The 13,393-nt window shown below is 70.7% G+C and carries 10 protein-coding genes; 5 read left to right on the forward strand and 5 right to left on the reverse strand.

Going from position 1 to position 13,393, the window contains the following annotated elements; translation table 11 throughout:
* Positions 1 to 27 precede the first annotated feature (27 nt).
* From AB0L00_RS15260 to AB0L00_RS15275, 4 genes are read left to right on the forward strand one after another with little or no spacing between them, the layout of a single operon-like run.
* A complete protein-coding gene (locus AB0L00_RS15260) occupies positions 28 to 747 on the forward strand; it encodes a GntR family transcriptional regulator (RefSeq protein WP_364433603.1) in 720 nt (239 codons plus the stop codon).
* Positions 744 to 1,736 carry an ADP-ribosylglycohydrolase family protein gene (locus tag AB0L00_RS15265; protein WP_364433605.1) on the forward strand — a complete coding sequence of 331 codons (993 nt, stop codon included), beginning with the start codon at positions 744 to 746 and terminating at the stop codon, positions 1,734 to 1,736. The genes AB0L00_RS15260 and AB0L00_RS15265 overlap by 4 nt, the downstream gene beginning before the upstream one ends.
* 41 nt (positions 1,737 to 1,777) lie before the next feature.
* A complete protein-coding gene (locus tag AB0L00_RS15270) occupies positions 1,778 to 3,253 on the forward strand; it encodes a cytosine permease (RefSeq protein ID WP_364433608.1) in 1,476 nt (491 codons plus the stop codon).
* Positions 3,250 to 4,185, forward strand: a complete 936-nt coding sequence (locus AB0L00_RS15275) for a PfkB family carbohydrate kinase (protein WP_364433611.1) — start codon at positions 3,250 to 3,252, stop codon at positions 4,183 to 4,185. Before AB0L00_RS15270 ends, AB0L00_RS15275 begins: the two co-directional genes overlap by 4 nt.
* A gap of 78 nt (positions 4,186 to 4,263) precedes the next feature.
* Here AB0L00_RS15275 and AB0L00_RS15280 read toward each other — a convergent pair whose 3' ends face one another.
* From AB0L00_RS15280 to AB0L00_RS15300, 5 genes are all read right to left on the reverse strand, one after another.
* A complete protein-coding gene (locus AB0L00_RS15280; RefSeq protein ID WP_364433614.1) occupies positions 4,264 to 5,145 on the reverse strand; it encodes a polysaccharide deacetylase family protein in 882 nt (293 codons plus the stop codon).
* 287 nt (positions 5,146 to 5,432) lie between these two features.
* Entirely contained in the window at positions 5,433 to 6,038 is a 606-nt protein-coding gene (locus AB0L00_RS15285; RefSeq protein ID WP_364433617.1) for a DUF4126 domain-containing protein, read from the reverse strand.
* A 92-nt stretch (positions 6,039 to 6,130) separates the two neighbouring features.
* Positions 6,131 to 7,489, reverse strand: a complete 1,359-nt coding sequence (locus tag AB0L00_RS15290; RefSeq protein WP_364433620.1) for an FUSC family protein — start codon at positions 7,487 to 7,489, stop codon at positions 6,131 to 6,133.
* Positions 7,490 to 7,697: 208 nt separating this feature from the next.
* On the reverse strand, positions 7,698 to 8,633 hold the full coding sequence (locus AB0L00_RS15295; protein WP_364433623.1) for an alpha/beta hydrolase: 936 nt from the start codon (positions 8,631 to 8,633) through the stop codon (positions 7,698 to 7,700).
* 629 nt (positions 8,634 to 9,262) lie between these two features.
* On the reverse strand, positions 9,263 to 12,124 hold the full coding sequence (locus AB0L00_RS15300) for an AAA family ATPase (protein ID WP_364433626.1): 2,862 nt from the start codon (positions 12,122 to 12,124) through the stop codon (positions 9,263 to 9,265).
* Positions 12,125 to 13,090: 966 nt separating this feature from the next.
* Between AB0L00_RS15300 and AB0L00_RS15305 the strand changes: the two genes are divergently transcribed.
* Entirely contained in the window at positions 13,091 to 13,378 is a 288-nt protein-coding gene (locus AB0L00_RS15305) for a hypothetical protein (RefSeq protein ID WP_364433628.1), read from the forward strand.
* The last annotated feature ends 15 nt before the right edge of the window (positions 13,379 to 13,393 follow it).

The following is a 13,393-nucleotide window of genomic DNA, read 5'->3' on the forward strand; positions in this document are numbered from 1 at the left end:
TGGACAGGTTTTAGAACAGGGGTGAACATGGCCGACGACGTGCATGTACTCAAGCACCAGAGCATCGCGGAGACTCTGGCGCGTGAGATCCGTACGGGCCGGCTGAAGCGCGGCAGCCGACTGCCCGGCGAGCACGCGCTGGCGGCCCGGTTCTCGGTCAGTCGCAACACGATCCGCTCCGCGTTGACCGAGCTGAGCAGGGAAGGCCTCATCGCCACCCACTCCGGGAGGGGCTCGTTCGTCACCTTCGACGGGCGGCCGCTCGACGACCGCCTGGGCTGGGCCAGAGCACTGGCCGACCAGGGCGTGTCCACCGAGACGAAGCTGTTGCGCCTGGAGCGGGTGGACGATCCGGAGCTCGCCGAGCGGCTGGGCGTGGACTCGCCGTCGTTCTTCGCCATCGACCGCGTACGCACGCTGACACATGGGCCGGCGGTGTCGCTGGAGCGCAGCAGGATCCCCGGCGTCGACGGTCTGCTCGACCTGCCCGCCCACGGCCTGATCGGCGGATCGCTGACCGCCACCCTGGCCTCCGTCGGCCTCCTCGCCGATCGCGGCGAGGAATGGGTGTCGGCCGGGCCCCTGGACGAGACGGACGCCGCCGAACTGGGACGCCCGGCCGGTGAGTGGTTCCTGACGGCCCGCCGCGTCTCCTGGACCGCGACAGGGGAACTCGTGGAACACGTCGAAAGCCTGCTCGACCCGCTGCGGTTCCAACTGCACGTGCGGTTCGGGAGCGAATCGTGACGCGGGCCGAGGAACGTGCGAGCGGGACCCTGTACGGCCTGGCGATCGGCGACGCACTCGGCATGCCGACGCAGTCGCTCTCCCGGCAACAGGTGAAGGACGCCTACGGCGTGCTCACCGGGTTCCTTCCCGCGGCACCCGATCACCCCCTCGCGGCCGGCATGCCCGCGGGATCCGTCACCGACGACACCGAGCAGGCCCTTCTCCTCGCACGACTGCTGATCGACGGCGCCGGCCATGTGGACCCCGTCGTGCTGGCCCGATCCCTCCTGGAATGGGAGGAGGAGATGCGCCGCCGCGGATCGCTGGACCTGCTCGGCCCATCGACGAAGCGCGCGGTGGCCGCCGTCGCGGCGGGCGCGCCGGTCGAGGAGGCCGGCCGCTATGGCGACACCAACGGTGCCGCCATGCGGATCGCACCGGTCGGGATCACGGCCGGGAGCGACCTGACCGCGCTCGTCGACAGTGTCGTCGAGGCGAGTTCGGTGACCCACAACACGAGCGTCGCGCTGGCCGGTGCGGCGGCCGTCGCGGCGGCGGTCAGCGCGGGAATCGACGGAGCCGACGTGAAGGAGGCCACCCGTTACGCGGCGGAGGCCGCCACGGTCGGCGTCCGCCGCGGTCATTGGGTGGCCGCCGCCGACATCGCCTCCCGCATACGGTGGGCCACCGAGCTCGTCGCCGGCCGGCCCGCGGAGGCCGCCGCCGACGACATCTATCGCCTCGTCGGCACGAGCCTGGCCACCCAGGAGTCGGTGCCGGCCGCGTTCGCGGTCCTGGCCGTGTACCCGGACGACCCATGGCAGGCGTGCCTGTGGGCGGCGTCCCTCGGCGGTGATTGCGACACCATCGCGGCGATCGCCGGCGCCATCGCCGGCGCGTGCCACGGCGTCGAGTGCCTTCCCAGCGACGCCATCGACACGATCCGCGCGGTGAACGCGCTCCCACTCGACGACCTCGCGGGTCGGCTGCTCGCGCTGCGTCCGTGACCGGCCCCTCCCCCACACAGCGCCAAGAAAAGGGTCCTCCCATGCCAAGCGCCAGCGACAACAAGGTCGGTGCCGTCGAAACCCGCGGCATCGAACCGGTACCGAACGACGAACGCCGCGGTAACCCGCTTCAACTCTTCTGGGTGTGGTTCGCCGCGAACATCTCCATCCTCGCGCTGCCGCTCGGCGCGACCCTGGTCGCCCTGCGTGGCCTGAACATCTGGCAGGCGCTGCTCGTCGGCGCCATCGGCTCCTTCGGCTCGTTCGCCCTGGTGGGTCTGATCAGCGTCGCCGGCAAATGGGGCGGGGCGCCGAGCATGACCCTGTCGCGTGCCGTCTTCGGCCCCCGGGGCAACCGGGGCCCGACGCTGGTGTCCTGGCTGTCGCGGGTCGGCTGGGAGGTGGTGAACACGACCACCGCCGCGTACGCGCTGCTCGCCATCCTGCACATCGCCTTCGGAGTCGGGGCGAACTGGGCGCTCACCATCGTCTGCCTGCTCGCCTTCGTGGCCCTCACCCTTCTGGTGTCCGGCCTCGGCCACGCCACCCTGGTGTGGATCCAGCAAAAGGCGACGTACGTCTTCGGCGCCCTCAACCTGGTCGTCGCCGGGTTCCTCGTCACCAAGGTGCACTGGCACGCGGTCCTGCACGCCCACGCCGCACCGGCCAGCGCCATGATCGCCGGAATCGGGATCATCGCCGGCGGCACGGGCATCGGCTGGGCGAACGCCGGCGCCGACATGGCGCGCTATCAGCCCCGCCGAGTCTCCGGCGGCCGGATCGTGGCGGCCGCCTCGGCCGGCGCCGGCATCCCGCTGGTCCTTCTCATCACGCTGGGCGGGCTGCTGTCGACCGGCGACCACACGCTCGCCGCCGCCTCCGACCCCGTCGCGGCGATCCAGGCGATGCTGCCGTCCTGGATGGCCATCCCGTACCTGCTCGCGGCCTTCGGCGGCCTGCTGCTGTCCAACCACCTGTCCGTGTACTCGGCCGGCCTCACGATGATCACCTTGGGCGTCCGGCTCCGTCGCACCGTCGCCGTCGGCATCGACGTCGTGCTGACCCTGGCCGGGGGCGTCTACCTGATGCTCATCGCCAAGAACTTCTACGGTCCGTTCATCACCTTCATCTCACTGCTCGCCGTCGCCATCACCTCCTGGGTCGCCGTCTTCCTCGTGGACATGATCAACCGGCGCGACTACGACCCCGCCGGACTGATGGACACCACCCGCGCCGGCGTCTACTGGAACCGTGGCGGTGTGGCATGGTCCGCCTTCGTCGCGTGGGTCGCGGGCATCGCCACCGGCCTGCTGTTCACCGTCGCCGAGACGTCCGACACCGACGTGTGGTTCGCCGGACCGCTGTCGAAGACCTGGCCCGCCCGCAACGGCCTGGGCTGGCTGATCTCCTTCGCCGTCGCCGCCGCCATCTACCTCCTCCTTCACGTCGCGAGGGGATCCGCCCGCGCCGCACGGGTGACCGAACCGGCCCGGTCCGTGAGCGGGGCCGCCTCGTGAACTCCCCGATCGAGCGGCTGGTTCACGTCGGTAACGTGCTGATCGACCTGGTCATGAACATCCCCGCGCTGCCGCAGGCCGGCGGAGACGTCCTCGCCACCTCCAGTCAGGTCACGCCTGGAGGCGGGTACAACGTCATGGTCGCGGCCGCCCGCCAGCGCCTGCCCGTCGCGTACGGCGGCGCGCACGGCAGCGGACCGTTCGGTGAACTCACCCGCGCACGCCTCGCCGAGGCCGGCGTCTCGATCCTCCAGGAGCCGACCGCCGGCGTCGACACCGGTTTCGACGTCGCGCTCGTCGACGGCGGCGGGGAACGAACGTTCGCCACCAGTGTCGGGGCGGAGGCCACCTTGACCTACGAACAACTCGCCGGGATACGCGTCGACGCGACCGACGCGATCTACGTCTCCGGTTACGGGCTGGTCTTCCCGGCCAACCGCACCGCCCTGGCGCGCTGGCTCGGCACACTGCCCGACGACGCGACCGTGGTCGTCGATCCCGGCCCGCTCGTCGCCGACATCCCCGCCGCCGTCCTCGAGCCGGTGCTCGCACGCACCGACTGGTGGAGCTGCAATCTCCATGAGGCCATGGCCATGACCGGCGAGGCCGACCCGGAGCCGGCGGCCATCGCCTTGGCCGGGCGCACCGGCCGAGCCGGTGTGGTGGTCCGCATGGGCCCGGACGGTTGCCTTCTCAACACCCCCGGCTCCGGCATCCGGCACATCCCCGCCTTCGAAGTAGCAGCCATCGACAGCAACGGCGCCGGCGACGCGCACGTCGGCGTGTTCGTCGCCGCGCTGGCGGACGGCCTGCCGCCGGTACAGGCCGCGCGACGGGCCAACGCCGCGTCCGCGATCGCCGTGACGCGGCAGGGCCCGGCGACGGCGCCCGACCGCGACGAGATCGACCGATTCCTCGCCTCGGCCGCATGACGCTCCGCGCGGGAAGACGTCAGCGGCGTTCGGGTATCGATGATGGCTCGTGCCGCGTGGCGGGGAGTCGGTGGCCGGTCAGTGCAGTTCGTCGGAGAGACGGACGAAGCGGTACCCGGAGGCCAGCAGGTGCGGAACGGCCGCCGCGATGCCCCGGGCCGTCCCACCCGTCGGCTGATTCATGTGGCAGATCACGATGGAGCCGCCGCGGGCGGCGGTAACGGTTCGACGGACTTCTTCGGGGGTGAAGGTGGCGCCCGCGTCGCCGTTGACGGTGAAGCCGGCGAAGCGCTCCCCCAGGTCGGTGACGATACGTGCCGCGATGTCGTCGCAGTACGCGGTGCCGGACCGGAAGAACCGCGGCGGGGCGCCCAAGAGGCGGCTGAGCTTCACGTGGTTCCCGGCGACTTCGTCGTACACCTCTCCGGCGTTGCGCGTGCCGGCGATGCCGTAGGCGGACCGCCCGGTGACCGACAGCGGGCGGTGCCGGGTGCCGTGATTGGCGATTTCGAACAGCGGTTCGGCGGCCAGCCGGCGGAAGATCGCGGGGTTGGCGTCGATCCAGCGGGAGTTGAGGAAGAGGGTCGCCGGTATCCCTCGCCTGCGGAGGAAGTCGATCAGCTTGCGATCGTAGCCACTGCCGCCTGGCCCGCCGCAGGCATCGAAGGTCAGCGCGATGACGCGCTGGGTGGTGGGCAGCGCGTGCACCACGCCGGGCGCGTCGAAACCCCAGGTACGCGGCTTGCGACGGTCGTAGCGAGCCACGATGTCGGCACGTGTCACCGCGGGCGCCGCCGCCGAGCCGGTGATGCGCGGGGTACGGCTCGGTGTACCGCTTCCGGTCCCGGCGCCAGGCCGACCGGAGGCGGACGCGCCGTCCCTGGTCCTCGCCGGGCCCGCGCATCCGGCGAGCGCGCCTGCTGCCATGGCCGCGAGCACGGCACGGCGGCTGGAAGGCATTCGCTCTCCCTCTGTCTGTCTGGTCGAACGGCGCGCGCGGATGGCGCGGGAGCCACACTCTGGCCACGGAGAAGGGGCCGGTGGGACCCGCCGCACAAGGGCCCGCCGAGGCGGGCCCCCGCCATCGTGGCGGCGGTCGGCACGATCGCCGCCCGCCTGCGACGCAATGATCGCGCCTGCGGTGTTCACGCCAGGTTAAACAGCGGGGCCGCGCCCGAGATCGGCGCGCGCGGGTGACTCAGGCGGAGCGCCCATCCAGGCTGGGCGGCGATCCCAGCGCTCATGGATCAGCTGTCGACGGCTCCGCTGGGCGTTCCGCTCATCGACTTCTTTCGCTTACGCCGCTTCCGAACCATTCGCGTCAACCGCCATCCGATCAGGACGAACACGATCAGGAACACGATGACGACCGCTGGGACCAGGAGCGCCACAAGGCTCACCACCAGTGACATCGCGTCTTCCGCCGCGCTCACGAAGGGCGTTCCGACGCCGACCGTGCCGACGTTGATGACGGGACGCACGCCGGCCTTGGTGAGGTGCACGCACAGCGCGACGACGATGCCCAGCGCCCAGCCCACCCAGGGGTGATCGGCCATCCACCCGGAGTGGTCGATCCGCGCGGCCGCGTCCGAGGCCGCGAAGGCGGCACCGCCGGCCGCAGGCCGTACGAATGTCTGTATCGCGTCGTTGACATGGTCGACGACGGCGACCTTGTCGAGAACGACTTCCGCGGCGAGCAGGACCGCCACGGCCGTGAGCGCCCATCCGTTGCACATCCACGCGAACTGGTGCGGCAGCACGATCACGTCGGTGAAGCGGGCGAGCAGGCCGACCACCAGGATCGGGATATAGGCGTTCAGACCGGCCGATGCGGACAGACCAAGCCCGGTCAATGTCGCGAACATGCCAGGTAAGACGTCGTCGATGCGGAGGAAGGTTCCTCCGGGAACCGCCACCCTGACGAGAGCCCGCTTCTATGAGCCGGTCAGCGCCACCAGGGTGCCCGCCGGAGCCGTGCGATCTGGTCGGCCGGGTTGGTCAGGTCGTCCAGGTACGGCACGATGTGCTCGAGGTGCTGGGCCACCCACAGCGTGCAGGCGATGTTCCGATCCGACGCGTCGAGCGCGGACCGGGCCAGTCGCAGTGACTCTGGAGAGGGCGGCCGCAGCGGAATGAACGGCCGGCCGCTGGGCGGGCCGAGATGCCCGGCGACCTCGTCGAACCAGCCGGTCAGCCGAGTTGCCTGCGCGCTGAGCGCGCGGCTCGCCGGATCGGGCTCGGCGTCCGGGCTGGGCAGCCCCGCCAACGAGAGGCCCGTCAGACGCAGTCGCACCGTTCCCCCGACGAGCCGCCACAGGTCCTCCTTGGGCACGTGTTTCGTGCCCCGCTCGGCCAGGAAGCCGCGAAGCGCGTCGTCGAGCCGGAGTCCCGCCGTGACGGCCGGCGCCGCGTCGGGCGGCGACGACCGGACCCCGAGCGCCCAGGCGACCGACTGGCACAGGTAGTCGCCGCCACGCCGGAACGCGTCCGCGAGCGCGTCTCCGACCACCGCGCTCGCCCCGCGCGGCCACAGCAGCACGCCGACCACGAGACTGACCGCACAGCCGATGGCCACGTCCTCCAGGCGCAGCATGCCGACCCGCCACCCGGCCGGCGCCACCAGGTTGTACAGCAACGAGACCGTGATCGTGAAGGCCGCCTGGCCGACCGCGAAGGGCGCCGTTCCCGGCGCGTACGAGGCCACGACGATCGCGACCGGAAGCGCCACCCACAGTGCGGTCGGGCCTGTACCGATCGTCAGCAGGAGCAGCGCGCCGACGACGAATCCGGCGACCGTGCCGGCCAGGGCACGCAGCGCCGTCGCGCCGGTCGATGCGGCGCTCGTCCGCAGCACCGACAGCGTGCCCGGCACCACCCAGAAGCCGTGCTGTACGCCCGTCGCGTCGGCCACGGCGATCGCCGCGGCCAGCGCGACCGCGCCGCGCACGCTGCTGAGGAACCACGCCGACCGTACGCTGACGTGCCGCCAGGTCACGGTCGCGGCGCCGGCGAGCGCGGCGGTGCGGGGCGCGCCTCCGCGCGGCCCGCGCTCCCCCACGGCCGTAGGGCCGGCGGAGGGCCTGGTGGCGGGCGGGTCGGCGGACAGACCGTACCAACGCCGCCTGCGTCCGACGATCATTTCGGGATCGGCCCGCCGCATCGCGATCAGCGCGTCCTCGGTGGCCCGCTGGACCGCGAGGGCCGGCGTCCGCGCGTGAAAGGACAGGTGGACCGCGTCACGGTAGCGGGTGTCGACCACGCCCAGCCTGCGCAGGTGGGCGACGCTGGCGCACCCGACGGCCAAGGCGACACCAGCCGCGCGCGTTGCCAGGCGGGATGGGCGGTTCATGACGCGTCGCCGTCGGGTCGCCGGGCTCGGCCGTCGCAGGGACGGCGGGTGCAGCTCCGAGGTCCCCGGTAGCGGCGCCGGTCACCGGAGCGATGCCGGCGGCGTGCGCCCCGGGCGGGTGTGGTGTCGCGGCGACCAACCGGGCCTCACCGCGCTGCCGCGCTCATGCGATCTCGAGGGCCCTCCCCAACACGGTGATGGCCTGGGTGGTTGCGGCTTCGGCGGCGTAGGTCCCTCGCAGCGCGTTCAGCATCATGAAGTGGTGGACGGTGCCCTGGTAGCGGACAGCGGTGACGGGGACGTTGGCGGCGCGGAGTTTGTTGCCGTAGGCCTCGCCCTGGTCACGCAATACGTCGGCCTCAGCGGTAATGATCAGAGCCGGGGGCAGGCCGGCGAGTTGTCCGATGGTGGCGCGCAGCGGTGAAGCGGTGATCTCGGCGCGCTGGTCCTCGCTGGTGGTGTACTGGTCCCAGAACCACTGCGGTTCTTCGCGGCGCACGAAGTAGCCCTCGGCGAACCGGTGGAAGGAGCCGGTGTCGCAGTTCGCGTCGGTGGCCGGATAGAACAGCACCTGCTGCACCAAGGGAACGTTGCGACGTTCCTTGGCCATCAGGGTCAGCGCGGCGGCCATGTTGCCGCCGACGGAATCACCGGCAACCGCCAGCCGCGTAGCGTCGAGCCCCTCGTCGGCGCCGTTGGTGACGATCCAGCGGGAGACCGCATAATTTTGCTCGATCGCGACCGGGTAGCGCGCCTCCGGCGACAGGGTGTATTCGGGGAAGACCAGGGCCGCTCCGGCACCAACGGCCAGCTCCCGTACCAGCCGGTCGTGTGTGTGGGCGTTACCGAAGACTCCGCCACCGTGGATGTACAGCACCACCGGCAGCGGCCCGTCGGCTCCTGCCGGCTTGATCACCCGCGTACGGACGGCTCCGGTGGGCCCGCCAGGGACGCTCACCCACTCCTCGGCGACCTTGGGCTTGCTGACGGCACCCGCCTGCAGCAGATCGACGGCCTTGCGGGCCTTGACGGGGCCGAGGTCGAAAAGGAACGGCGGCTTGGACATGGCCTTGGCGAAGGCGGCGGCCTCCGGTTCCAAGACGGGCGCGGGATCGTGTTCGGACATAGCGGACTCCTCCGGCTTGGTATCCGGGCCCGCATATCCCGACGGTCGTCATGAATGTCCGTGCGACACGGCAGAGGCCCCTCTTTGCCTTGTTGTCGCCGACGAGCCGACCGGGCCCCAGCCCACCCCCCGAACCTGGGCTGGGGCCCGGCCGCCCCCGCACCGCGAGCTCGAAGCGGCGACATCCGCGCGAACATCGGCCGGCCTGCCCGACGATCTGAGCACCGCCCCATACGGGCCCAGCTGGTCGGGTCGCCGTCACCACGAGCTCCCAGCGGCGACACCTGAATACTGCGCAGAAGGCCGTGACCTCCGTATCACCCAATCGGGCAGAGGATGTGGCGAGCCCACGCGGTCGTTCCCGCCACCGGTGGAGGTACGGATTCCAGCGCCGAAAGCGACGGAGCGAGTCGGCGCCGTCTCCCGAGCAGGACAAGGCCACTACGGCACCGCCGCGGTGATCCAGGGCCGCCGGATCGCCACCCTGCTCCATGAACCGCGCAGGTGGCCTGACGTCTCATCCGGTTCGACAGGCTCTCCAGAACGAGGTCCGCAGAGGGGATGGTGATGCGCCGTGGTGAGGCCGAGTCCGATCGCCTCAATCACAGGTCCGAGGTCTGGTCGGCGGCGAGCCTGGCGAGTTCGACGCGGGAGCCGACGTCGAGTTTGCGGAAGACTTGGCGGAGGTGGAACTTGACCGTGTGTGGGGAGATGAACATCTGGGTGGCGATCTGGGGGTTGGTGAGTCCTTGGGCGGCCAGTGTTGCGACGTTGCGTTCGGTGTCGGTGAGGCTGTCCCATCCGGAGACCGGGCGTTCGGGTTGACGCCAGTGGCGGCGTCTTATGCCGAGCTTGCGTAGCCTGGCGCGGACGCGGGCTGCATCGCGCAGTGCGCCGGTTCGCTGGTAGTCCTGAAGCGCCTGGTCCAGGCGGTGGATCGCCGCGTCGTGGCCGGAGCCGCCAGGCGCATGAGCGTGCAGGACGCCCAGATCTTCGGCGGCCGAGGCACGGGTCCACGGACCCACGTGGGTGGCGGCGGCCCGGGCCAGGGCGGCGAGGTCGCGGTCGAGGATGCCGCGAGCGTGGGCGGCCGAGGCGGCAAGCGTGGGGAAGTCGGGGTTGTCTTCGGCGAGACGTTCGGCGGTGACCGCGATGGTCTCGGCGGCGGAGCGGTCGCCGGCGGCGAGCAGGGTCCGGGTCAGCCAGCCTGCGGCGCTGGGTTCGGTCATGAGCAGCCACTGTCGTTCCGTGGCAATGGCGATTGTGTCGCTGAGCGCGTCGATCGCCTTATCCGGGCCGGCTCGGGCCTCGGTCACCAGCGCCATACCCCACTCGCACCAAACGCGTCCGTACAGCTCGCCTTGACCTGCCTGACGTCGAGACCTGTAAAGCTCGGCGTGCCTGACGGCGGTCTCGATGTCGCCGCGGCACGCTGCGACGATGGCGAGCACTGCGAGCCCCAAAAAATCGAATGCATGCATGCCCAGCTGGTCGGCCATGGCCAGCCCGGCTTCGGCCTCGGCCGCGGCGTCGTCAAGCCGGCCGGAGGCGAGCCGCAGCCGGGCTCGGCAGATCGCGGGACTGGCGGCATATGCGGTGTGGCCGAGCGCTGTGATCTCCTGGTCGACGGCCTGGATCACGGTATCGGCCTCCCCCAACTGCCGCATGGACGTAAGTGCGTTGGCCAGGAGCAGGCGCGGGTGCGCGTGCTGGGCTTGGATCGGCCCGCCGCTCGCGATGCGTACCGCCTCGCGGAGATGACCGATCGCATCGGCGGCCCGTCCCTCCGCCCAGCCGATCCCGGCGAGCAGTATGTGAGCCCCGACCCGGGCGGGAGGGTCGTGGCGTTCGGCGGCGGCCACGATGGTCTGCGCCCGCTCTCGCCCTCGTCGACGGTCGCGGCTGGCGAACAGCCCTTGGAACAGCACTTGTTCGGTGAGGCCCCGTAGCTCACCGGAAAGGTCCGGTTGGCTGAGCGCCGACCGCGCCTGGGCCACCGCATCCTCGGGTCGGCCGGCCAGCATCAGGACGTAGGCCAGTACGTAGCGCAACTGGGAGGTCTGCTCAGGCAGCGTGGTCTGGCTCAGCGCGGTGCGAGCGAGCTCCGCCGCCTGGGCCAGCCGCCCGGCCGCCGCAAGAGCGTAGACGGCGGTTACCGCACGGTCGAAGCGGCCGGGAGCCGACGGCGCGGTGAGGTCGAGCGCCCGGACGGCCAGATCGGCCGCAGTCTGTGGGGAAGACGGCAACACCTCACCTACCGCCCGGTCAAGGCCCTCCAGAGCAGCTCTGTCCCCCGGACGCATGCTACGCATCAGGTGCGCTGCGGCGGGAATGGCCGACCCCCCACGCTCCAATAGCATCTGCGCTGCCTGACGATGCAAGGCTTGGCGCATCGACACAGTAACGGTCTCGGCCACGGCCCGCCACAGTAGATCATGCCTAAAGGCCAGCTGACCCCCTGCCGGCACCACGAATCTAGCCGCTTCGGCCTCCTCCAGCGCCGGCAGCAGCCGGCTGGGCGGCTCGCCGAGCATGTCCGCGAGGTCGTTCGCGTCGAAGCAGCGGCCCAAGATGGCCGCAACCTGCAGCAGATGGCGAGTAGGTGAGGACAAACCCGCACAGTGCCTACGCACGATCTCCTGCACCCGGCGCGGCAGCCGCCGGGAGACCAGACGCGCCTGACCGTCGCTGATCTCGACCGCGCCCTCGTCGCGAAGTCCGTCAAGCCATTCCATGAGCAAGAACGGATTGCCTCCCGCCCCAGCCGCCTGCGCGAGCAACTCCGAATCCGGTTCCACATCGAGCATGTCGGTAATGACCTCGGCCACGGCCTGGTCGCCCAGCGCCTCCAGCACCAGCCGCGTCGCACCATCGCGTTCGAGAACCTCATACAACCGGTCCAGCCCCGAACCGCCACTGCCGATCGTACGAGACAAAATCCACACCAGCGGGTACGACGCCAACTCGGGTATCAACGAGCGCAACGCCAGCAACGTCATCGGATCGGCCCACTGCAGATCATCCAGCGTGACCAGATGCGGGCCATCCGCGACCCGGTTCTCCAGCCGGGCCTGCAACTCATCCACCAGCCGCAACCGCATGTCCGCAGGCGTAACCCCCCCGGAGGCAAGCAAGGTCTGAGTGGACTCCCCGAACGCTGACATCAGCGGCTTCAGCGGCGCCAACTGGGTTGACTCATCCGCCGTACCCCGGGCGAGCACGAACCCCAATCCCGCCGCGGCCTCGACCGCCTCGGCGAGCAGGCGGCTCTTGCCCACGCCCGACTCACCCTCGACCAGCAACACCCCACCGCGGCCGCTCCCGGCCGCCCGCAGCAGACCCGAAATGACCTGCCACTCGCAGTCCCGGCCACGCCAGCCACGCCGCGAACATCGCCCGAAATCGACTCGGGCCGAGGTGTCTGGAACCGACGGCCACACGCCCGGCGGATTTCCGTCAGACACGCCAAGAGCCTACCCGGTTGAGACCCTCACCACCTCGTTGACCTGCGGACCGGTGAGTGCCGCAGCGCATACGGCACCCCGCGGTGACGTATCCACGTTGCCGTCAAGCATGGTCTTCCGGTGCACCGGCCGGGCCCAGCCCCCTGAACCTGGGCCCGGCCGGTACGCCGTCACCGCGAGCTCCGAGCGGCGACATCACCACGACCATCGGTCGGCCTGGCCGACGATCTGAGCGCCGCCCCCATTGCGGCCCCAGCTCGATCGGTCACCGTCACCGCGAGCTACAAGCGGCGATGACTAGATACTGCTAAGAGGCCACGACCTCCGCATCACCCATCCGTGCAGGATGCGCGAGCCGCGGTCCAGCCCAGAGATCGTAGGCGACACACAGGTCATAGGCGGCACATGTATCAATGGAATCCCGGTGCCGGCTCAGGCACTGATTCCGTGATCCTGACCGGGCGGTGACCCGCCCGAGACCATCGGGATCCTAAGGGTCAGGCTCAGCTGCGCAGTCGCGAGTTCATCGGCCCCTGGGAACATCCGGAAGCGAAGGAAGCTGTTCTGCCGGAGAAGCCGTAATCCCCCTCCACGCCGCCGACCGGCGTACAAGACCTGCTCCAATGGGCGATGCGGTGATTATGGACCACCTTGGATCCGTTACCGTCCCCGGGTGGATCGCCGGTCGTCCGGCGTGCGACGACCGTGCCCGCCGACGCCGATGAGCCCACTGGGCGCCTCTGGGCCTGACACAGGGTCAGAGTGTTGAACACGAACGCCTGAGCGGGCGGCTAAGGAAGAAGCCCATCGATCCCAGTGGTCGGCGCGGCCGTCATGGTGCGACCGACGGTCGGCCGCCCGTTCCGGTGCGCGGCTTGGTGGCGGCGGCGTTTTGCCAACAGCCGGCCGGGCGGATCCCACTGGCGACGCCCGTCGCTTAGCCAAGGCGGGCGTGCGGATCGAAGAATGACCCACGGACGCCGCCGGGTGCGGCTACGCGCAGGGAACGCGAGTCGGTGGGACGCCGTCGACCCGCGGCCGACACGGTTCTACGGCAACTGCTCGATGCTCAGCCGTGCGAGAAGATCACCGGCCAACGCCTTCTCGCTACCACAGATCGCCCTCGGCTATGGCGGACTCGCCATCGACGCCGCCCTGTTCACCAACCTCGCTGCACGCAACCCGCACACCGACACGACCGAGAAGAGCCGTGCCGAGCGTCGCGGAATCCGGCCCCCTGACCACGTCCACTGATGGCCCGACCTTCTC

This window comes from Actinoallomurus sp. NPDC052308 (assembly GCF_040679195.1).
GTDB lineage: Bacteria > Actinomycetota > Actinomycetes > Streptosporangiales > Streptosporangiaceae > Actinoallomurus > Actinoallomurus liliacearum.